Here is a 21,088-nt window from a genome sequence, read left to right as displayed (position 1 = left end):
GTACGATGGCACTGCACCTCACAGCGGGTGCGTGCTCCTCTCCGGTCTCCGGAGGGGATTGAAAAAACAACATGGGGATGATCGGTTTCGACAGCGGCTGTCGAAGCAGGGGAAGCGTGTCGAGGAAGCGGCAATGATCTCGTTAACCATATGTCGCAACCAATAATCGCCAATTCCAAGAGCGATTCCCGCGCCTTCGCCCTCGCTGCCTAATAAGCAGTGAGTGAAGGCCCTTACGGGTGTCAGACCGGGGATGTTCCCGACCCGGACCCTGGCATAATCTAGGGAACTAAACCATCGAGCCCGGTCACGGGGTTCGATGGGAAATCAAACAGTGACTGGGCCCGTCGGCGACTTGTTCGTGTGATCGCCGGGGCCGAGAAAATCACAGCGAACTGCACACGGAGAAGCCCTGATTCTGCACCGTTGGACGCGGGTTCGATTCCCGCCATCTCCACTCGCCCGCGCCTGAGCGGGTACCCCATGTGGGCACAGGCCCCGTTGCTTCCGAGCGGCGGGGCCTTTGTCGTGCCCGGGCCGGGCCGGGCCGGTCATCTTCAGCACGGTTGCGAAACACTTGTGAATACTCCCTTCACAGGAGTCCCACAGAGTGGTTACCGTTCGGTAGTGCTGTAGGCGGAGCTGACCACTCCACTGCCGCGCACGTCAACCAGCGACCGGGGGGACACCGTCGCTACGGGGAGGGCTCATCGTCATGCCGCGATTCCGGCTGCCCAGGCACGCTCGGCCGGGCTCGTACGTTCCGCGACCGGCCTGACGCCTTCGAGCCGTACCGGCTCCTGCCGTACGGATTCCTGACCGCCTCATGGCGCCTCCACGTCTTCGGACGGGCACTCCCGCCTGCCCTCCCCATGAAGAACGGATGCTCTCTTGCGTTCCAGACCAGGGCCCTTCGCGCCCTTGAAGCGAAAAACGGGGCACCTCCGGAGGCTTGTTCCGTCGGTACTCGCGCTCGCCGTGCTGACCACCGTCGCGGGGCAGCCGGATGCGATCGACGACCGGACCCTCGACGCCAGCCCGGTGGCCGACAGTTACGACGGCTTCGACACCAAGGCCGCCGAGCAGCTCCGCCAGGACCAGTGCCTGATGGCCGACGTGCTGCGCATGGGCGGTCCGGGCATGTTCAGGACCGCGCAGGACGCGCTCAACCAGACCCCGGACAAGTTGCACACCGCGGCCAACCGTGAGCGCTGGACCGACACCCCGCTGGCGAAGGCCTTCGAGGCGGACCGGGCCACCGCCAGCAAGGAGGGGGAAGCGCTCGACGCCTACACGGAGGTCTGGAAGAAGCCGCTCGACGGACTGAGCACCCCGGCCGGGTTCACCGTGACCGGGTTCCACTGGCCGCCGGGCACCACCGGGACGGGCCCGGGCTTCTTCGAGCAGACCGGTCTGAGCAAGTGGATCTGGGACCGGTTCTGGAAGAGCGAGGAGGACTTCTACGAGGACCCGACCCCGCTCGCCGACGAGGCCACCCTCAAGGCGGTCAAGGACCTCGGCACCCCGCTCTACGGCAACGACCCCGACCCGTCGCTCCCCGGTCAGGAGTGGCAGCGGGCGCGCGCCGAACACCAGGCCTGGGACGGCCTGGTGAACTGGTCCCTGGAGCCCACGGGCGCGGACAACGCCCGTGTCTTCCTGGGCTCCGGCGGCTTCCCGCGCACCGCGCCCGAGCCGGGCAGCGTCGAACACCGCATCGCCGTCGAGGACCTGAAGACCCGGTTCGCCTCCTGCGCCTGGCGCGGGCCGGTCGACCCGAACAAGGTTCTCGGCAAGGAGGTCGCCGACGCCTCCGCCGAGTGGCAGCAGGAGATCTCCTCGCAGGCCACCCAGCGCAACCAGATCCTCACCGCCAACGTCGGCGCCACCAAGGCCCTCGCGACCGGCTCCAAGGCGCTGGGCGAGATGCTGGGCCACTCGTGGATCGCCGACCGGCTGGCCCGCTGGCAGGACTACTGGTCCGCCGGCGGACCCGGCTGGATCGGCGACAGCCCCATGGCCATCCACGCGCACGGCGCCGCCGACAAGTGCCTCGAAGTGGGCGCCTCCGGCAAGACCAACGGCTTGCCCGTGCAGATCTACACCTGCAACGGCAGCGCGGGCCAGAAGTGGTCGATCCGCGGCGGCGCGCTGGTCAACGTCAACTCCGGCAAGTGCCTGGACATCAAGAGCTCCGGCACCGCGAACGGCACGACGCTGCAGATCTGGACGTGCAACGACTCCGCCGCCCAGAAGTGGGAGTACACCACCCACGCGACCACGCGCCTGTACAACCCGGGCACCGGCAACTGCCTGGACCTCGCGACCTACGTCAACGGCCGTGACACGCGGATGTGGGACTGCAAGGGCACCGACCCGCAGAAGTTCGACATCACGCCGGCCGGTCACAACGGCACCGACGACATCGACTACCCGACGAAGGCCCAGTTCGACAAGGCGAAGAAGGGCGTCACGGACGCCCAGGCCGCGTCGAAGAAGCAGCTCGACCTGCTCAAGGCCCAGGCCACGGCCGCGAAGACGGCCGCCACCACCACGGACACCGCCACGCAGGCCGCCTACGCGGTCGCCGACAAGGCCGGTGCTCCCCGGGGTCGTGGTCTGCTCGTCGGACAGCAGAAGGCACAGGTCACCAAGGCGTCGTCGGCCGCGCTGGAGGCGTTGTCGAAGGCCGGTGACACCGCGTACGCGGCCACCCGAGCCTCGGTCGGGGACAGCGCCACCATCGCCGCCCGCGCGCTGACGCAGGCCGCCGCGTCCAAGGCGGCGTTCCGCACGGCCGCCGCCAACGAGGCCAGGGCGCAGGCGAAGGCCGCCGCCGACGCGGCCGCCGTACAGGCACAGACCGCCAAGACCGCCCGTGACACCGCCAAGCTCAAGCTCGCCGAGACGCTGAAGGCCGAGGCGGACGCGAAGTCCGCGGCCGCCACCGCGCACGCCGAGCGGCTCGCGGCGGAGGCGGAGGAGGCCACGGCGAAGGCGGAGAAGGCGACCGCCGCGCAGAAGCAGGCCGAGGCCGCCCAGCACAAGGAGAACGCCCAGGGCTACGCGAAGACCGCCACCGAGGCCAAGGGCCGGGCGGAGACCGCCGAGTCCACCGCCCGGACCAAGCGCCAGGACGCCGAGGCCGCCCGGGACCGGGCGAAGGGCAAGCGCGACGACGCGTGGGACGCCGAGAGCAAGTCGAACGCCGCCCGCGCCAAGGCCAACGCCAAGGACGCCTACGCCGAGGCCCACGCGTCGGACGCCGACGCCAAGGAGTCCCGGGCCGCGGCCGACGCGAAGAAGCAGGCCGACGCGTCCAAGGCCGAGGCCGTCAAGGCGGTCGCGGGAGCGGCGGACGCCGCCGGTCACGCGTACACCACCGCCCAGGCGGCGCAGGACGCCGGCAACTCGGCGCAGCAGGTCGCCGCTCCCGCGAACGACGCGATCCAGCTCGGCTCCCCGTACGTCACCACCGACTCCGCCGCCGGACTCGTCGTCCTGACCGGGCAGTCGTCGAAGACGATCGCCGAGCAGCAGCAGGCCGTGGCCGAGGCGCACGCCGCCAACGCCCAGAAGAACGCCACGCAGGCACAGAGCCTCGCGAACGCGGCGACCGGTGACGCCAAGGCCGCCTACACGCTGGCCGCCGAGGCCGCCGGATTCGCGGCCGACGCCCGCAAGTCGGCCAAGGAGGCGCTGGGTTACGCCGCCGAGGCGGCCAAGTACGCGGCGGACGCGCAGAAGTCGCTGGCCCGCACCATCGAGTACAACCGCCAGGCCACCGAGGACGCGGCCGCCGCCGACAAGGCGGCAGGCCGGGCCGAGGGCTACGCGGCCGACGCCCGCGCCTCCGCCGACCAGGCGGCCCTGGACGCGGAGGCCGCCCGCACGGCGGCATCCGAGGCCGAGCAGGCGGCGAAGGACGCCCGCGCGGCGGCCGACCGTGCCGACGTCGAGGCCACCGCGGCCGAGGAGGCGGCGAAGGACGCGAAGAAGTACGCGGACTCGGCGCAAGCGGCGGCCGACCAGGCCGGCCGCGAGGACGCGAACAAGCAGGTCCAGACGGGTGCGGGAACCGGGGTCGGCGGGGTCTTCTCCGTCATCGACGACCTCAAGCAGAAGGGGGACCCGCAGCGTCTGCCCGACGACTGCTCGCGCCTTCCGTGCGACCTGGTCTACAAGGTCACGTTCGACGCGGTCGTCAGCTACTACCTGTGCGCCAACCCGGACGTGCCCGCCACCGAGTCCGGCTGCCCCGCCGAGGACACGTTCTTCCTCACCACGAAGACGTTCCCGGGCCTGTCCAAGACGGTCAAGCTGTCGTCCTGGGACGCGACCAAGCAACTGTGGACGGGCCTCTTCGAGGCACTCATCAGCGACTTCACCGGTTGCTACCACAAGATCACCAGCGCCGATGACGGGGGCAGCTACGGCGACTGTGCCTGGGCAGCGTCCAACTTCATCCCGGGCAAGGCCTACGGCCTGATCGCCGACGCGATCCGGGCCCTGAACGCCGCCATGCGCCGCGGGGACGGTGTTGCCGACGCGCTGAAGGCGCTGAGGAAGCTGGACGTCGACCCGGACACCCTCGCCGACATCGAGCGGACGGTGGACGCGTTCGAGGAGACGCGGACGGCCTGCCGGATCAACAGCTTCCCCGGCGGCACCGAAGTGGTCCTGGCCGACGGCAGCCGCAAGCCGATCCGGGAGGTGCGCCTGGGTGACCTGCTGCTGGCCACCGACCCCGACGCCGGAACCACGCGGGGCGAGCCGGTCACGCGTACGTTCTCCCACCCCGCCGCCGATCTGCTGGAGATCACCCTGGCGGACGGGGGCCGGCTCACGAGCACACCGGGTCACCAGCTCTTCGTCGTCGACCGCGGCTGGACCCTCGCCTCGGACCTGCGCACCGGCGACCGGCTGCGCGTGCCGGACGGTGCCCTGCGTACCGTGGCCGCGCTGCGCGACCGGAACGAGTCCAAGCCCCGGACCGTGTACGACCTGACCGTGTCCGGTCTGCACACGTTCTACGCCGTGGCGGGCAGCACCCCGGTCCTGGTCCACAACTGCAACGACCTCGCGGGTGACGAGTCGGTGTTCCGCGACCAGGCGCACACCCTCAGAGACCATGTGCGCCCGGACGCGGAAAAGGCGAAGGAGTTGGCCGAAGCGAAGACGATCGCCCGCGGCCAAGAGACGCCGAACAGCGTGTGGGAGAACCAGGCGAAGGCACAGGAGGTGGTCGACGCCGCGCTGAATGACTCTGCCAAGAAGATCAGCAACTGGCTCCGGAAGAACGAGACGAACGAGCTGTCCTGGTCGGGCACCCACGGGCCAAAGGACTCCCCCCTGGGCACGGTGTACTGGAGGAACGGGGACAAGAAAGCTTCCACCAACCAGTTCTTCATCAAGATCGTGAGATCGCCGGTGAAGCACAAGGCCGGCTACTACGTGCAGACCTGCTACCCGAAGTAAGGAGGTGACGGACAGTGCAGCGCTTCACCGAGTTCGACTTCGGCGTCTCGTGGGTGATGGGCTTCTTCCACCAGGACTGGAGCTACGAAGGGGACACGGCGGCCGAGGTCGTCGCGCACCACTTCCCCAAGGAGGCCGACGAGGAGGTCCTGGCCGTCCGCCGCGACGCCCGGACGCTCGTCGACCACCTTCCCTCGGAGACGCTCGAGGTGCTGTGGACGGCCGGAGCGGAGTATCTGCCTAGCTTCGAGCGGATCACCGGATCCGAGTGGACGCGGACGGTCATCGCCCTGTGCGACGCCCGGCTGTCCGCGAAGGCGGACGTACGCCCGCTGACCGGAGCCGACACCGAGGACGGTTCGGCTCACCGGGACGCGGTCGTCGCCGAGATCGGGCAGGCGTCGTTCCTGGACGCCGAGGTGCGTGAGGCGCTCGTCGAGTGCGCTCACCGCTGCACTCCGGACCTGGCGTTCCGGGTGCTGCTGAGGGCCACGACCAACGCCCGCGGCGCGGCACTGTCCCCCGATCAGTACAAGAGGATGGAGACCATCGGATCGGCTCTCCACTACGGCGAGTACGTGGTGGACGGCGTCCGGTACCTGGTCGAGGAGCCCTAGCGGCTCTCCGGCCACGGAACGCGTGAAAGGGGCCCGCACTCACCCGAGTGCGGGCCCCCATGCGTGTCCCGTCCCTTTGTGGTGTGCCACCCCATATCGAGGGGCAGTTCACGCTTCTACGGTCCCTCTCCATGACACACACCAGGACACGCCCCCGAGCCGCAGACCGCCGCCCTCTCCTCCTCGCGACCCTCGTGGCCGCCCTTCTCGCCGCCTTCCTCACGCCGGGCCGGGCCGAGGCCGCCTCCCTCCAGGAGGTGACCGGGTTCGGCGCCAACCCCGGTGCTCTGCGCATGTTCCGGTACGTGCCCGACGGGCTGCCCGCCGGCCGGCCCGTCGTCGTCGCGCTGCACGGGTGCACCCAGAACGCCTCCGGCTACGGCACCGGCAGCGGGTGGATCCAGCTCGCCGACCGCTGGGGCTTCTCCCTCGTGCTGCCGCAGCAGCAGACCGCCAACAACGCCTCCTCCTGCTTCGACTGGTTCCAGAGCGGGGACATGCAGCGCGGGCAGGGCGAGGCCGCGTCCATCGCGCAGATGGCCGACCGGCAGCTCGCCGACGTCACCGGCGACGCCTCGCGCGTCTATGTCACCGGGCTGTCCGCCGGGGGCGGTATGACGGCCGTGATGATGGCGGCGTACCCGGAGAAGTTCGCCGGTGGTGGGATCGTCGCCGGGCTGCCGTACGGGTGCGCGCAGGCCGCCGGGTCGCCGTACGTCTGCATGTACGTCGGCGCCACCCAGACCGCGGGGCAGTGGGGTGATCGTGTGCGCGCCGCGCGGCCCGGGTACGCCGGCCCCCGGCCCACGCTGATCGCCTTCCAGGGGACGGCCGACTACACCGTGAAGCCCGTCAACATGACGGACCTGGTCGAGCAGTGGACCGAGGTGCACGGGACCGACCAGGCGGCCGACCTGAGCGACACGGTCGCCGGGTATCCGCACCGGGTCTTCCGGGACGCGGGCGGAAAGGCCGTCGTGGAGACCTACGGCATCACGGGCATGGGGCACGGGCAGCCCGTCGATCCGGGCAGCGGGAGCGAGCAGTGCGGGAGCGCCGGGGCCCACGTCCTCGACGTGAACCTGTGCGCCGCGTACCGGCTCGGACGGGCCTGGGGTCTCGGCTGACTCGCAGGACCTCCTCGCAGGTCACGCCGTACGCCGTCCCGTGCTCGCCCGTTCCGTGAGCCGCGGCGGCAGCAGCGTGGCCTCCGGTACGGCCGTGCCGCCCAGCTTCTCCATCAGGAGCTCCACCGCCCGCTCGCCGACCTCGGCGGACGGCAGGGCGACGGAGGTCACCGGAACGCGCACCGACTCGGCGAGTTCGTCGGGGCAGATGGCGGTGACGGAGAGGTCGCCGGGGACGCGCAGGCCGAGCTGCTCGAAGGCGTCGATCAGCGGCTCAAGCAAGGGCTCGTTGTGGACGACGACACCCGTCAACGCGGGCTGTTCGCGCAGGAGTTGCTCGGCGACCGTGCGGGCGGCTCCGGACGCGGCCTCGCAGGGGTGGACGGAGGAGGCGAGGCCGTACCGGTCGGCGGCGGCGGTGAAGCCCTGGACCACGCGCTGGGCGAACGCGGTCTGACGGACGTACACCTCCGGCGGCGACCCGACCAGGGCCACCACCCGATGTCCCAGCCCGGCCAGATGCTCCACGCACGCCTCCCCGGCGGCTTTGAAGTCGAGGTCGATGCAGGTCAGGCCCTCGGAGGAGGCGGGGAAGCCGATCATCACCGACGGCCGTTCCAGGGTCCGCAGCAGCGGCAGCCGGGGGTCGTGCAGCTGTACGTCCATGAGGATCAGCGCGTCCACCAACGCCGTGTCGGCCACCCGGCGCAGGCCGTCCTCGCCCTCCTCCTGGGTGAGCAGCAGGACGTCGTGGTCGTACCGGCGGGCCGTGGTCACGACCGACACCGCGAACTGCATGACCACCGGGACGTGGATGCCGGCCCGCAGCGGCACCACCAGCGCCAGCACGTTCGACCTGCTGCTGGCCAGCGCCCGGGCACCCGCGTGCGGGCGGTAGCCCAGCTCGCGGATGGCCTCCTCCACCCGGCGCTTGGTCTCGTCGGAGATGGGCCGCTTGCCGCTGAGGGCGTAGGAGACCGTGCTGGGGGAGACCCCGGCCTGCCGCGCCACGTCCGTGATCTTCACCATCAGGCCCACTCCACCGTGAGGAACCCGGTCCCGGCCCGCGCCCGCACCTCGCGCTCGCCCACGGCAAGCCCCCAGGGCGCGGCGGGATCACTGCACGACGCCCGCAGCAGGTCCCCTTCGCGTACGACGGTGAAGGTCACGTCCCCGACCCGTACCGTCACCTGGGCGCCCCGCTCCAGGCCGTACGCCCGCAGGGTGACCCCGTCGGCGTGGTCGTAGTCGGGCCGGTCGGCCACCGCGCCCACCGGGATCACCGCGCCGGGCCGCACGAGGAGCGGCACGCTCGAGAAGTCGTGGCGCTCGCGCACCCAGCGCGGCCCCGTCACCGTCTCCCCGGTCACGAAGTGGGTCCAGGTGCCCTCGGGGACGTAGTAGGAGACGTCCCCCTCGTCGGAGAACACCGGCGCGACCAGCAGGTCGGGGCCGAGCATGTACTGCCGTTCCAGATGCGCGCACCCCGGATCGTCCGGGAACTCCAGGACCATCGCCCGCATCACCGGCACACCCTCGGTGTGGGCGACGCGCGCGGCCTCGTACAGATACGGCATGAGCCGCAGCTTCAGCCCGGTGAAGTGCCGCAGCACGTCGACCGACTCGTCGTCGAACAGCCACGGCACGCGGTACGAGGAGCTGCCGTGCAGGCGGCTGTGGGAGGACAGCAGCCCGAAGGCCAGCCACCGTTTGAAGAGCGCCGGGGTCGGCGTGCCTTCGAAGCCGCCGATGTCGTGGCTCCAGAAGCCGAAGCCGGACATTCCCAGCGAGAGGCCGCCGCGCAGGGACTCGGCCATCGACTCGTAGGTCGCCTCGCAGTCGCCGCCCCAGTGGACGGGGAACTTCTGGCTCCCGGCCGTCGCCGAGCGGGCGAAGACGACCGCCTCCTCCTCGCCCCGGTGCTTGCGCAGCACGTCGAAGACCGTGCGGTTGTAGAGGTACGTGTAGTAGTTGTGCATCCGCTCCGGGTCGGAGCCGTCGGACCAGGCCACGTCGAGGGGTACCCGCTCGCCGAAGTCGGTCTTGAAGCAGTCGACGCCCTGGGCGAGCAGCCCTTCCAGCTTGGACGCGTACCACTCGCGGGCCGCCGGGCTGGTGAAGTCCACGAACGCCATGCCCGGCTGCCAGTGGTCCCACTGCCAGACGCTTCCGTCCGGCCGCTTGAGGAGATGTCCGAGCGCCTTGCCCTCCGCGAACAGCGGGGAGCGCTGGGCGATGTACGGGTTGATCCACACGGACACCCGCAGACCCCGCTCCCTCAGCCGGGCCAGCATGCCCTCCGGGTCCGGGAACACCCGGGGGTCCCACCGGAAGTCGCACCAGTTGTGCTCGCGCATCCAGAAGCAGTCGAAGTGGAAGACGGAGAGGGGGAGTTCGCGTTCCCGCATGCCCTCGATGAAGGAGGTCACGGTCTCCTCGTCGTACGACGTCGTGAAGGACGTCGACAGCCACAGGCCGAACGACCAGGCGGGCGGGAGGGCCGGGCGGCCGGTGAGGGCCGTGTACTTGCGGAGGATGTCCTTCGGGGTCGGCCCGTGGATGACGTAGTACGTCAGCTCCTGGGTCTCCGCGCTGAACTGGACCCTCGACACCGCCTCCGAGCCGACCTCGAAGGAGACCTTTCCGGGGTGGTCGACGAAGACGCCGTAACCGGCGTCGGTGAGGTAGAGCGGCACGTTCTTGTAGGCCTGCTCGGTGGTGGTGCCGCCGTCGGCGTTCCAGATGTCGACGACCTGGCCGTTCTTCACCAGCGGGCCGAACCGCTCACCCAGGCCGTACACGGACGTGCCGACGCCGAGGCGCAGCTGTTCGCGCAGGTAGTGGGCGCCGGATCCGTCCCGCATGATGCCCATGCTCTTGGTGCCGCTGCTGGTGAGGACCCTGCCGTGGGCGAGGAAGTCGACCTGCCAGGGGCCGGAGCGGGCGAACCTGACCGACAGGGCGCCGGAGGTCAGGGTCGCGTGCTCGTCGTCGTACGACGTCTGCGCACCGCACTCCTGTTTCGCCAGCTCGAATTCGGGCGCGTCCGGCCGCTCGCCCCGGAAGTGGGTGAAGGTGACGCCGATGACGTCCGGCATGGGGGAGTGTGCGCTGATCGTCATGACCGGTCCCGTCATCAGGTCGCCGCGGCTGCGGATGGGCCGGGACGGCGCGTGGATCTCCAGGACGCCGTCCGCCGCGGTGACGTCGAGGACCTCGGCGGGATGGTCCGCGACGACGCCCTCGCGCAGCAGCCAGTAGCCGTCGGTGAACTTCATGTGGGGGTTCCTTACTTCACGGCACCGACGGCGATGCCGCGGGTGAGGGTTCGCTGGAAGACGAGGAAGAAGACGAGGGCGGGCAGGACGCCGAGGAGGGCGGCCGCGTTGGTCATGGTGGCGTCCATCAGGCGTTGGCCCTGGAGGACGCCGAGGGCCACCGACACGGTCTGGTTGTCGTTGGAGATCAGCATGACCAGGGGGAGCAGGAACTCGTTCCAGGTCCAGATGAAGAAGAAGACCAGGAGGACGCCGATGGTGGGGCGGCTGACGGGGACGACGATCCGCCACAGCACCTGCCACTTGTTCGCACCGTCGATGCGGGCGGCCTCGATGATCTCGCGGGGGAACTGACCGAGCACCGAGGAGAGCAGATACGTGCCGAAGGCCGCCTGGATCACCGTGAACACGATGATCACGCTGAGCCTGGTGTCGTAGAGACCGGCCTCCTTGCTCAGGTAGTAGATCGGGTAGACCAGCGCCTCCTGCGGCAGCATGTTCGCGAGGACGAAGAAGGCCAGGACCCAGGTACGGCCCTTGATACGGCCGATGCCGATCGCGTACGCGTTGAGGACCGACAGGACGACCGCCAGCACGGCCACGGCGCCGCTGATCAGCACCGAGTTGACCAGCTTCCGGCCGAAGTCGACGCGTTCCCAGAAGTCCTCGATGCCGTCGAGGTAGAGGCCCTCGGGAAGACTGAGGGGTCCGTTCTGGGCGTACTCGGCGGGGGACTTGAACGCGTTGATCGCGACGATCGCGAACGGCACGACCATGAAGAGGGCCGCGATGCACAGGGCCACGAGCACCGGGTAGCGGCGGAGGGCGGTCGTCATGCGCGGGTCCCTTCCGCGGCGTCCTCGGCGCGGGTCTGGAGCTTGAGGCCGATCAGGGAGAGCGCCAGGATGATCACGGTCAGCACGGTGGAGATCGCGGCGCCGTAGCCGACCTGGGTCTTCTCGAAGAACGTGGTGAAGGAGAAGTAGGAGGGCACGTTGGTCGCCCCGCCCGGGCCGCCCTTCGTCAGGACGTACACCGCGCCGAAGACCTTGAGCGCGGCGATCGAGCACCAGGTGAGGACGACGTAGATCTCCGGGCGGATCTGCGGCAGCGTGATGTGCCAGAAGCGGCGCCACCAGCCGGCGCCGTCCAGCTCGGCCGCCTCGTACAGCTGGGGGTCGACGCGTTGCAGGCCCGCCATGAAGACGACCAGCGGGAAGCCGAGCTGGACCCAGACCATCACGCCCATGACGCTGTAGAGGGCGAGGTCGGGGTCGCCGAGCCAGTCCTGCTGCCAGGACGACAGGCCCACGGACGCGAGGACTTCGTTGAGGGTGCCGTTGTCCGGCGCGAGGATCCAGCTCCAGACGATGCCGGCGACCGCGATCGGCAGCACCTGGGGGAGGTAGAAACAGGCGCGGAGGACCGCCGTGATCCTGCTGCCGAAGTGCTTGCCGACGTAGTCGAACAGGGCGGCGGCGAGGACGAGCCCGATCATCGTCGGGGCGGCCGCCATCGCGACGACCATGAACAGGCTGTGCCGGAAGGACGCCCAGAACTCGGAGTCGTCCAGCAGCTCCCGGTAGTTGGCGAGCCCGGTCCAGTCGGGGGCGCCCACACCCTCCCAGTCGGTGAAGCTCACGCCCGTGTTCATCAGGAACGGGACGACGATGACGGCCAGGAAGGCGAGGACGCCCGGGAGCAGGAACAGGGCGTACGAGTCGCGGGGACGCCGGCGCGGGTGGCGGGTGCGGTCCTGCTTGCCGGTCACCCGCGCGCCGCGTTCGACGGTGACCGTCATTGCTTCGGCGCGTCCTTGTCGTACGCCTTCTGCAACGCGTCCAGGTAGTCGTCCGCTTTCGCGCTGCCCGTCATCAGCTTCTGCGTCTCGGAGACGAGGACGTCGTAGAAGCCGGCGATCGGCCAGTCGGGGTAGAAGGCGAGGCCGTCGCGCTGGGAGAGGGTGTTGAAGTTGCCGATGAGGGTCTTGGACTTGGGGTCGGTGATGGCGCTCGCGTCCGCCGCGACCGGGACGCCGCCCTTGTTGCCGAGCAGGTTCTGGATCTTCTTCGACATGGTGATGTCGATGAAGTCGTAGGCGAGGTCCTTGTTATCGGCGCCCTTGGGGACGACCCAGAGGTTGCCGCCGGAGCCGAGAGTGAGGTTCGAGCCGGGCCACAGGAAGGTGCCCCAGTCGAACTTCGCCTCGTCCTGGAAGCGGCCGTACCACCAGCTGCCGGAGAACAGGATCGGGGACTTGCCCTGGAGGAAGGAGACGCCGGTCTGCTCGGCGTTCGCGCCGGTGGACGACTTGCTGACGTAGCCCTTCCTCACCCAGTCGGCGAAGGTCTCGGCGGCGTAGGTCCAGGCGGCGTCGTGGAAGTCGACCTTGCCCTTGTACAGCTCGAACGCGTCGACCCAGGCGCGGTCCGCCTTCGACAGCGCCAGCTGGTAGAGGTACTGGTGGGCCGGGTACTCGGCGCCGCCGTTGGCGAGGGGGGTGATGCCGGCGGCGGCGAACTTGTCCATCGCGGCGGTCAGTTCGTCGAACGTCTTCGGCTCGGCGATCCCGTGCTCGGCGAAGAGGTCCTTGTTGAAGAAGACCATCGTGTACTCGGCGTAGTTGGGCACGCCGTACCACTTGCCGGAGCCCATCACGCCGCTCGTGTCGTAGAGGCTGGTGGTACGGACGCCCGCGCCGATCTTCTTGTCCCAGCCGCGCTTCGTCGCCTCGGCGGTGAGGTCCGTGAGGAGCCCCTGCCGGGAGAGCAGGCCCGCCGTCGCGTTGCCCTTGTTGTACTCCATGAGGTCGGGCGCGTCGGAGGAGTTGAGGACCATCTGCGCGGTCTTCTGCATCTGGGCGAAGCTTTTCTCCTCGTACTTCACCTTCACGCCCGGGTGCTTGGCCTCGAACTCCTTGACCGCCTCCGCCCAGGCCTGGCCCATCGCGCTGTTCGGGGCCTCGTAGTGCCAGAGCTTGAGCGTCTTTCCGTCGGAGGAGCCACTGTCCGATCCTCCGCAGGAGGTCAGGAGCAGGGCCCCGCTCAGAGCCGCCGCGGCCAGGGCCGTCACACGCCTTCGTGCCGTCAACATCCAGTTTCTCCAGGGGGGTCGGAGTCGGCTGGGTCCCGGGCGTCACGCAGGGTCCGTCGAATCGGTTCGATGCGTGACGTCGAAGCGCTTCGACGGGCGAAGGTATGTGCGGGCTGTGGGGGCGTCAATGGGTCGCGCCGGAATTGCGGCTCGGGTTCGAACGGTCGAACGCCTCAGGTGTTCCTGGGGGGTGGGCGGGGAGGGGCGTCAGAGGTTCCCGGTCTTCCACGGCGGCGCGTCGGCCGTATCCGAGCCTCGGGCGGGGAACGTCTCGTGTGTTCAGGGGCTCACAGCAACCGGCGTCAGTCGTTCCTCGCCGGGACGGTGAGGGAGATCATGAGGGCCACAGCCGCCGCTGCGACCGGCACCCCGAACCCCGCCGGGGGCGAGGCGTGTTCCGCCAGCCGGCCGCCGAGGGCGCTGCCGGCGGCGATCCCGCCGAGCAGGCCGGTCACCGCGAGGGTCATGCCCTCGTTGATACGGCCCTCCGGCGTGCGTTCCTGGACCAGGGTCATGCCGGTGATCATCGTCGGGGCCGTCGCCATCCCGGCGACCAGCAGCGCGCCCGCCAGGGCGAGGAGTGACCCGGTCAGAGCGGCGGCGAGCAACGGCAGCGTGAGCAGCGCGGTCATGGCGGCGACGCACCACGGGTAGCGGTTCGCCGCGGGTCCGGCCGGCTTCACCGCCCCGTACAGCAGGCCCGCCGCGCACGAACCGGCCGCCTGGAGGGCGAGCACCGCGCCGGCCGCCGAGCGGTGTCCCTGTGCGTCCGCGTAGGCGATGGTGACGACCTCCATCGCCCCGAACACCACGCCCATGGCGAGACACACGGACAGCAGCCGGGGCATGCCGGGCGCGCGGAACAGGGCCGTGGCCCTCGTCGGCGCCCGCCGCGTCACCGGGGGTTCCGTGGCGCGCTGCGCGGCGAACAGCAGCATGCCCGTCACCAGCAGCACCACGCCCGCGAGCGTGCCCGCCTCCGGGAAGAACGTCCCGCACAGGAAGGCCGCGAGCACCGGGCCCAGCATGAAGCACAGCTCGTCCACGGCCTGTTCGAAGGAGTTCGCGGTGTGCAGCGCCTCGTGGTCGTCCTTCAGCAGGTGGGCCCAGCGGGCGCGGGACATGCCGCCGAGGTTGGGGGTCGTGGCGGTGGCGGCGTAGGAGGCGAAGAGGGTCCAGGCGGGGGCTCCGTGCCGTACGCACAGCAGCAGTGAGAGCGAGCCCAGGGCGGCGAGCAGGGTGGCGGGCACGGCGATCCGCGCCTGTCCGTACCGGTCGACGAGCCGCGCGGTCCACGGGGCGACCACCGCGGTCGCCGCGAGGCCGGTCGCGACGACGGCTCCGGCGAGGGCGTACGAGCCCCGCGCACCGGCGATCATGACGACCGCGCTCACACCGAACATGCCCATCGGGACGCGGGCCAGCAGGTTCCCGACGGTGAAGGCGCGGGTGCCGGGGACGGTGAACAGGCGGCGGTAGGGGCCGGGGTGTTCGGTCGTACGGGGGCTGAAGTCGACGGCGACGAGGGTGTCGGCGGTGACGGTGAAGAGGGGGGTGTTCCTTGGGGTCGGTCGCGGCATGGGTCCACCGTCGCCCGCGGCCGATCAAGGGGTCCAACACCTTCTCCGCACCCATTGACGCACCCCTGTTGTGAATGGGCCGTACCGATTGACGCGCCCCCGTTGTAAGTTCCCGCAATGCCCGCCACCGGCCATCACCTCGACCCCCGTCTTCTCCGCGCCTTCCTCGCCGTCGCCGAGGAGCTGCACTTCACACGCGCCGCGGCCCGGCTCTACGTCGCCCAGCAGGCGCTCAGCCGGGACGTGCGGCGCCTGGAGCGGGACCTCGGCGCCGAGTTGTTCGTCCGGACCACCCGGCAGGTGACCCTGACGGCCGACGGCGAGCGGCTGGTGCCGTACGCCCGCCGGGCGCTCCAGGCGCAGGACGAGCTGCTCGCCGCCTTCGGGCAGGCCCGGCCCCTGCTCGTGGACCTGAACTCGCCGGGTCTGGCCACCGGCCGCCGGGTCCTGCACCGGGCCCGGGAACTCGCCCCCGAGCTGGAGCTGATGGCCCGCTACGAGAGCGGCCTGACCCATGCCGCGGTCGAGCTGCTCGCGGGACGGCTGGACGCCTCCTTCGGGCGGTTCGCCGGCCTCGACCCGGCGCTGCGGTCGGGCCTGGACCACCAGCCCGTGCGCTACGAGCCCATGGCGGTCCTCCTGCCCGAGGACCACCCGCTGGCGGCGCTGGAGGAGGTGCCGCTCGACGCGCTCGCGGGTGAGTGCGTGTACGCCGGTGCCGGCAACCCGCGTACGCCGGAGTGGACGGACCTCGCGCGCCGGCTGTTCGCGGGGCGCGGCATCGAGGTCGCGCCGCCCGCGCCCCTCGCCGTCGGGGACGAGGAGTTCCAGCGGATCATGGCGAAGACGCGGAACCCGATCCTCGTTGTGGTGGATTTTCCGGCCATGCCGGTGACTGTTTTGCGTCCCTTGGTCGATCCCGTTCCTTTGTCACCCGTGTCGCTGGTGTGGCGGAAGGGGCTGGTACACCCGGGATTCGACGCACTGCGCCGGGCTGTGGTCGAACTCTCTGTCGAGCAGGGATGGCTGCGCCGACCTGTGGGGGGATGGATTCCAGCCACTGACGTGCACCTGATGAGTGTCAACAATTGAGCACCTGGCAAGCACAGAACCTCCTTGTGCGCTACATTCTTGGCCTGAGCACAGTGTGATAAAGGGGGCGCTCGGACCGGGTGGGGGCTCGGTTCCGACGACGGGTGCTCGAGTCGTACGCGCACCCGGAACTGTCCCGTGGGGGGATGTGCGTGCACGTGAAGAAGTGGCGGGAAGACGCCCAACCGGAATGGCCCGAGGTCACATCGACCGAAGAGCTCTCGGTTGCGGGGGAAAGCGCTCAGGCGTTCCCGGAGACCATCGGAGCCGGATTCCCGAGACGAACCGGAATCCCGGGCGGGGCCGACCGCGCCCCCGTCGAAGCCGACGCGACCGCGAAACCCGGCAGAGCCGGAAGGTCGCTCGCGGACGCCCTCGGGACCGACGGAACCGACGCCCCGCCGTCGACGCCCGAGACCTGGAGCCGTCCGGAGGCCGCCGCCCGGACCACCGCCGTCCGGGACCCCTGGGAGGAGACCGGCGCGTCAGGTTCAGGCCAAGGGTCTGGCGACGGCAGTGACCCCGCCAACGATCCGCACGAGGTGACCGTCCAACTCGACGGCATCGGGCAGCAGTTGGAGGACCTGCTGGTACGGCAGGCCAAGGGCGGCAAGCCCGACGCAGCTCCGGCCGCCGGCCAGGACGGCTCCGACGGGCCCGTGTTCGTCGACGAGTCGGGGCGCCGCAGCCGCCGGTACCGCCGTATCGGCATCGCCGCCGGCACGGCCTGCGCGGTCTACGCCGTCGTCATCGTCGCCACACTGCTGTCCGGCAACTCCAACGCGCCCTGGCTGCCCGTGCCGGGCCAGCAGGAGGCCCAGCCGGCCGGCAAAATCGACACCTCGCCGCTGCCCGCCGAGTCGGCGCCGCCCTCCGGTACGGCCGGCGTCTCGCCGGGTCCCACTCCGACGGCCGGCAACGGCACGGCCCCGGCCCCGGGCGCCAGTGCCACCGCACCCGGCGCCGGCACGAGCCCCGGCAAGCCCGGCGCGTCCGCCGACGCCTCGCCGAGCCCGACGGCCACCGTCCCGGGCCCGGGCACCAAGCCGACCAAGCCCAACTCGACGCCGACGACGGACCCGCCGGTCACCACCCCGCCGCCCGACCCGACACCGACGGACCCCGGCCCCACGGCCACCCCGACCGAGACCACGGGCCCCGGCGACACCGGCGGACCCGGCACCGGCACGGTGGCCGACGGACCCAGCGATCCCACTCCGATCGCCACGGAGCCGAACGACACCGGGCCCGCACCGTCGCCGTCGCCGTCGGCGCAGACCGTCTGAGGGGCGGCGCCGGGACGTTCTCTTCGCGAGGGCCTCTCGGCACGCCCCGTCTCCCGGTGCACGCCCCGCTCGTGTGCACCTCCTTCTGATGCACCTCCTTCTGATGCACATCCACCCGATGGCATCCCCGTCCCCGGAGCACAACCTCTGATGGCAACCCGCACCCGCCGTCCCGGGGCCGCGACCGGAGCCGCCAACGGCTCCCGGCGTCGCCGCCTGCCCATGCGCCTGCTGCTGCCCGTGCTGTTCCTCGCCGCGCTGATGGCGATGCTGATGCTGCGCGGCTACGTGCACAGCGAGATCCTCGCGGACCACCGCATCCAGGCCGAGGCCTCCGCCGACCAGGTGCCCGAGGGGATCATCGACGGCGGCCCCGTCATCGACACCCGCAGCCAACGCACCACCAGCCTCAAGGTGCCCGACCACCACATGGTCCTCACCTTCGACGACGGCCCGGACCCGATCTGGACCCCCAAGGTCCTCGACGTGCTCAAGAAGCACCAGGCGCACGCCGTCTTCTTCGTCACCGGCACCATGACCTCGCGCTACCCGGACCTGGTCAGGCGCATCGTGGCCGAGGGCCACGAGATCGGTCTGCACACCTTCAACCACCCCGACCTCTCCCTCCAGTCGAAGAAGCGCATCGACTGGGAGCTGTCCCAGAACCAGCTCGCGATCACCGGTGCCGCCGGCATCCGCACCTCGCTCTTCCGGCCGCCCTACTCCTCGTACGCCGCGTCCATGGACAACAGGTCCTGGCCGGTGACCCAGTACATCGGCAGCCGCGGCTACATCACCGTCGTCACCAGCGTCGACAGCGAGGACTGGCGCAAGCCGGGCGCCGCGCGGATCATCCGCAACGTCACGCCCAAGGGCGGCAAGGGCGCGGTCGTCCTGATGCACGACTCCGGCGGCGACCGCCACCAGACGGTCGAGGCGCTGGACCGGTTCCTGCCGCAGATGAAGGCCAAGGGCTACACGTTCGACAACCTCACCGAGGCGCTCGACGCCCCCAGCGCGCACACCGAGGCCACCGGCGTCGACCTGTGGAAGGGCAAGGCCTGGGTCTTCCTGGTGCAGGCCTCGGACAACATCACGGCCGTCCTGGTGGTCGGCCTCGCGGTCATCGGCTTCCTGGTCATCGCCCGCTTCGGCCTGATGCTGCTGCTCTCCGTCCTCCACGCCCGCCGGGTGCGCCGCCGCGACTTCCGCTGGGGGCCGCCGATCACCGAACCGGTGTCGGTGCTGGTCCCGGCGTACAACGAGGCCAAGTGCATCGAGAACACCGTCCGCTCCCTGATGGAGAGCGACCACCCCGTCGAGATCATCGTCATCGACGACGGCTCCAGCGACGGCACGGCACGCATCGTGGAGAACCTGAACCTGCCGGGCGTCCGCGTGGTCCGTCAGCTCAACGCGGGCAAGCCCGCCGCCCTCAACCGGGGTGTGGCGAACGCCCGGCACGACCTCGTCGTGATGATGGACGGCGACACCGTCTTCGAACCGTCCACCGTCCGAGAACTCGTCCAGCCCTTCGGCGACCCCCGCGTCGGCGCGGTCGCCGGCAACGCGAAGGTCGGCAACAAGGACACCCTGATCGGCGCCTGGCAGCACATCGAGTACGTGATGGGCTTCAACCTGGACCGCCGTATGTACGACGTCCTGCAGTGCATGCCCACCATCCCGGGCGCGGTCGGCGCCTTCCGCCGCACGGCCCTGGAACGGGTCGGCGGCATGAGCGACGACACGCTCGCCGAGGACACCGACATCACCATGGCCATCCACCGCGACGGCTGGCGGGTGGTCTACGCCGAGAACGCCCGCGCCTGGACCGAGGCCCCGGAGTCCGTGCAGCAGCTGTGGTCCCAGCGCTACCGGTGGTCGTACGGCACCATGCAGGCGATCTGGAAGCACCGCCGTGCCGTCTTCGACCGTGGCCCCTCGGGCCGCTTCGGCCGGGTCGGGCTCCCGCTCGTGTCCCTGTTCATGGTCCTGGCCCCGCTGCTGGCCCCGCTGATCGACGTGTTCCTCGTCTACGGCCTGGTCTTCGGCCCCACCGAGAAGACGATCGTGGCCTGGTTCGGCGTCCTGGCCATCCAGCTGGCCTGCGCGACCTACGCCTTCGTCCTCGACCGCGAGCGACTGACCCCGCTGATCTCGCTGCCGTTGCAGCAGATCCTCTACCGCCAGCTGATGTACGTCGTCCTGCTCCAGTCCTGGATCACCGCCCTCACCGGCGGCCGGCTGCGCTGGCAGAAGCTGCGGCGCATGGGCGGGGTGTCGGCCCCGCCGAATGTGCCCGCGCAGGGCCGGCAGGTCACGGAAAAGAGGCCGGTGGGATGAGTACCGCACCCGTGCAGCCCGTCACGCGGGACGAGCCCAAGGCCCCCGAGCGGGCGGCTCCCGTCCGCGACCGCTACTTCGACCTCCTGAGGGCCCTCGCCCTCTTCCGGGTCGTCCTCTACCACCTCATGGGCTGGGCCTGGCTCCCGCTCGTGTTCCCGTCGATGGGCGTGATGTTCGCGCTCGCCGGCAACCTCATGGCCCGCTCCCTGGGAAGCCGCCCCGCCCTCCAGGTCGTACGCGGCCGGATGCGCCGCCTGCTGCCCCCGCTGTGGCTGCTCGGCGCGATCGGCGTGACGGGCATGCTGGCGCAGGGCTGGGGGCCGAGCGACGAGGGGCACCCGGGCTGGTGGTGGCTCCACCTCACCTACTGGATCCTGCCGCTGAGCGACCCGCCGTACGCCGAGGGCCTGTCCGGGGTGCACGGCGTGCTGGGCGAGGACTGGGCGGCGGAACTGGCCGGACCCCTCTGGTACATCCGCGCCTATCTCTGGTTCGTCGTGCTGTCCCCCTTCCTGCTGAAGGCCCTGCGCGCGCTGCCCCTGATGACGATCCTGTCGCCGATCGTCCTGGCGGCGGCCTTCGAGTTCGGCTTCCTCACGCTGCCCGGCGAGCGGTTCCCCTCGGCGCTGACCGACTTCAGCACGTTCGGCGCCTGCTGGATCCTCGGCATGGCCCGCCAGGAGGGCGTCCTGCAGCGGCTTCCCCGCTACGTCGTCCCCTCCGTCGCGCCGGCCATCGCCTGCCTGGGCCTGTGGTACGCCGTGACGCACGGCTTCAAGACGGGCCACGACCTCGACGACATCCCCTTCGCCCAGTCCCTGTGGTCCTTCGCCACGGTGATGCTGCTCCTGCACATCAGTCCGTCCTGGTCCCAGTGGCCGGGCGGACTGCGGCGCTGGGCGCGACCGATCACCCTGCTCAACTCCCGCGCGGTGACGATCTACCTGTGGCACAACACGTGCATCCTCATCGCCGCGACCCTCTGGGACCACCTGTGGAGCGTCGACACCCTGTCGGAGCAGTACTCCGGGCTCCTGGAGAGTCCCTGGCCGGTCCTGGCCCTCGCCTGGCTCCTCATCGGCGCCTGTGTGCTCGCCTTCGGCTGGGTGGAGGACGTGGCGGCGAAACGCCGGCCACAGCTGTGGCCGGACGGGGCGGAGCGGGGCCGTAGCGGCAAGCACCGGTGACCGG

The 21,088-nt window shown here is 70.5% G+C and carries 13 protein-coding genes and 1 other RNA gene; 8 read left to right on the top strand and 6 right to left on the bottom strand.

The features are described 5' to 3' along the window. The first annotated feature begins 73 nt into the window (after nt 1-73). The 4 genes from ssrA (at nt 74) to ACFWWR_RS17910 (ending at nt 7,222) form a co-directional block, all read left to right on the top strand. Nucleotides 74-460: a transfer-messenger RNA gene (gene ssrA, locus ACFWWR_RS17925) on the top strand. Between the two features lie 647 nt (nt 461-1,107). Further along, nucleotides 1,108-5,478 (top strand): ricin-type beta-trefoil lectin domain protein, encoded by a 4,371-nt coding sequence (locus ACFWWR_RS17920; RefSeq protein ID WP_384304214.1) that lies wholly within the window; start codon nt 1,108-1,110, stop codon nt 5,476-5,478. 14 nt (nt 5,479-5,492) lie between these two features. Then, the gene (locus tag ACFWWR_RS17915; RefSeq protein ID WP_383859563.1) at nt 5,493-6,095 is read left to right on the top strand and encodes a contact-dependent growth inhibition system immunity protein; all 603 of its coding nucleotides are present in this window, start codon (nt 5,493-5,495) and stop codon (nt 6,093-6,095) included. A gap of 131 nt (nt 6,096-6,226) precedes the next feature. Then, on the top strand, nt 6,227-7,222 hold the full coding sequence (locus ACFWWR_RS17910) for an alpha/beta hydrolase family esterase (protein ID WP_384304139.1): 996 nt from the start codon (nt 6,227-6,229) through the stop codon (nt 7,220-7,222). Nucleotides 7,223-7,243: 21 nt separating this feature from the next. Here ACFWWR_RS17910 and ACFWWR_RS17905 read toward each other — a convergent pair whose 3' ends face one another. The 6 genes from ACFWWR_RS17905 to ACFWWR_RS17880 all read right to left on the bottom strand — a co-directional run bounded on the left by ACFWWR_RS17905 (nt 7,244) and on the right by ACFWWR_RS17880 (nt 15,173). Then, a complete protein-coding gene (locus ACFWWR_RS17905) occupies nt 7,244-8,251 on the bottom strand; it encodes a LacI family DNA-binding transcriptional regulator (protein WP_384304137.1) in 1,008 nt (335 codons plus the stop codon). Further along, a complete protein-coding gene (yicI, locus tag ACFWWR_RS17900; RefSeq protein WP_383859554.1) occupies nt 8,251-10,500 on the bottom strand; it encodes an alpha-xylosidase in 2,250 nt (749 codons plus the stop codon). The genes ACFWWR_RS17905 and yicI overlap by 1 nt, the downstream gene beginning before the upstream one ends. Nucleotides 10,501-10,511: 11 nt before the next feature. After that, nucleotides 10,512-11,336: a carbohydrate ABC transporter permease gene (locus ACFWWR_RS17895; protein ID WP_383859551.1), complete on the bottom strand. Its 825-nt coding sequence runs from the start codon at nt 11,334-11,336 to the stop codon at nt 10,512-10,514. Next, a complete protein-coding gene (locus ACFWWR_RS17890) occupies nt 11,333-12,301 on the bottom strand; it encodes a carbohydrate ABC transporter permease (protein WP_384304134.1) in 969 nt (322 codons plus the stop codon). Before ACFWWR_RS17890 ends, ACFWWR_RS17895 begins: the two co-directional genes overlap by 4 nt. Further along, a complete protein-coding gene (locus ACFWWR_RS17885) occupies nt 12,298-13,593 on the bottom strand; it encodes an ABC transporter substrate-binding protein (protein WP_384304131.1) in 1,296 nt (431 codons plus the stop codon). The genes ACFWWR_RS17890 and ACFWWR_RS17885 overlap by 4 nt, the downstream gene beginning before the upstream one ends. Before the next feature lie 302 nt (nt 13,594-13,895). After that, nucleotides 13,896-15,173 (bottom strand): MFS transporter, encoded by a 1,278-nt coding sequence (locus tag ACFWWR_RS17880; protein ID WP_384304127.1) that lies wholly within the window; start codon nt 15,171-15,173, stop codon nt 13,896-13,898. 117 nt (nt 15,174-15,290) lie between these two features. On the opposite strand from ACFWWR_RS17880, the gene ACFWWR_RS17875 reads away from it, so the two are divergent. From ACFWWR_RS17875 to ACFWWR_RS17860, 4 genes are all read left to right on the top strand, one after another. Further along, nucleotides 15,291-16,265: a LysR family transcriptional regulator gene (locus ACFWWR_RS17875; RefSeq protein ID WP_383859538.1), complete on the top strand. Its 975-nt coding sequence runs from the start codon at nt 15,291-15,293 to the stop codon at nt 16,263-16,265. Nucleotides 16,266-16,411: 146 nt separating this feature from the next. Then, a complete protein-coding gene (locus tag ACFWWR_RS17870) occupies nt 16,412-17,551 on the top strand; it encodes a hypothetical protein (RefSeq protein WP_383859535.1) in 1,140 nt (379 codons plus the stop codon). A 150-nt stretch (nt 17,552-17,701) separates the two neighbouring features. Then, nucleotides 17,702-19,894, top strand: a complete 2,193-nt coding sequence (locus ACFWWR_RS17865; protein ID WP_383859532.1) for a glycosyltransferase — start codon at nt 17,702-17,704, stop codon at nt 19,892-19,894. After that, nucleotides 19,891-21,084 carry an acyltransferase gene (locus ACFWWR_RS17860; protein WP_383859528.1) on the top strand — a complete coding sequence of 398 codons (1,194 nt, stop codon included), beginning with the start codon at nt 19,891-19,893 and terminating at the stop codon, nt 21,082-21,084. Before ACFWWR_RS17865 ends, ACFWWR_RS17860 begins: the two co-directional genes overlap by 4 nt. Nucleotides 21,085-21,088: the final 4 nt, after the last annotated feature.

The organism is Streptomyces sp. NPDC058678 (assembly GCF_042714835.1).
GTDB lineage: Bacteria > Actinomycetota > Actinomycetes > Streptomycetales > Streptomycetaceae > Streptomyces.
This window is presented reverse-complemented; position numbering and strand designations above follow the sequence as displayed.

Bases quoted from the DNA above. Each gene is read 5' to 3' on its own strand.
- ACFWWR_RS17890 (WP_384304134.1), bottom strand. From the start codon at position 12,301: ATGACGGTCACCGTCGAACGCGGCGCGCGGGTGACCGGCAAGCAGGAC.
- yicI (WP_383859554.1), bottom strand. From the start codon at position 10,500: ATGAAGTTCACCGACGGCTACTGGCTGCTGCGCGAGGGCGTCGTCGCG.
- ACFWWR_RS17880 (WP_384304127.1), bottom strand. From the start codon at position 15,173: ATGCCGCGACCGACCCCAAGGAACACCCCCCTCTTCACCGTCACCGCC.
- ACFWWR_RS17875 (WP_383859538.1), top strand. From the start codon at position 15,291: ATGCCCGCCACCGGCCATCACCTCGACCCCCGTCTTCTCCGCGCCTTC.
- ACFWWR_RS17865 (WP_383859532.1), top strand. From the start codon at position 17,702: ATGGCAACCCGCACCCGCCGTCCCGGGGCCGCGACCGGAGCCGCCAAC.
- ACFWWR_RS17905 (WP_384304137.1), bottom strand. From the start codon at position 8,251: ATGGTGAAGATCACGGACGTGGCGCGGCAGGCCGGGGTCTCCCCCAGC.
- ACFWWR_RS17885 (WP_384304131.1), bottom strand. From the start codon at position 13,593: ATGTTGACGGCACGAAGGCGTGTGACGGCCCTGGCCGCGGCGGCTCTG.
- ACFWWR_RS17860 (WP_383859528.1), top strand. From the start codon at position 19,891: ATGAGTACCGCACCCGTGCAGCCCGTCACGCGGGACGAGCCCAAGGCC.
- ACFWWR_RS17920 (WP_384304214.1), top strand. From the start codon at position 1,108: ATGGCCGACGTGCTGCGCATGGGCGGTCCGGGCATGTTCAGGACCGCG.
- ACFWWR_RS17910 (WP_384304139.1), top strand. From the start codon at position 6,227: ATGACACACACCAGGACACGCCCCCGAGCCGCAGACCGCCGCCCTCTC.
- ACFWWR_RS17870 (WP_383859535.1), top strand. From the start codon at position 16,412: ATGTGCGTGCACGTGAAGAAGTGGCGGGAAGACGCCCAACCGGAATGG.
- ACFWWR_RS17895 (WP_383859551.1), bottom strand. From the start codon at position 11,336: ATGACGACCGCCCTCCGCCGCTACCCGGTGCTCGTGGCCCTGTGCATC.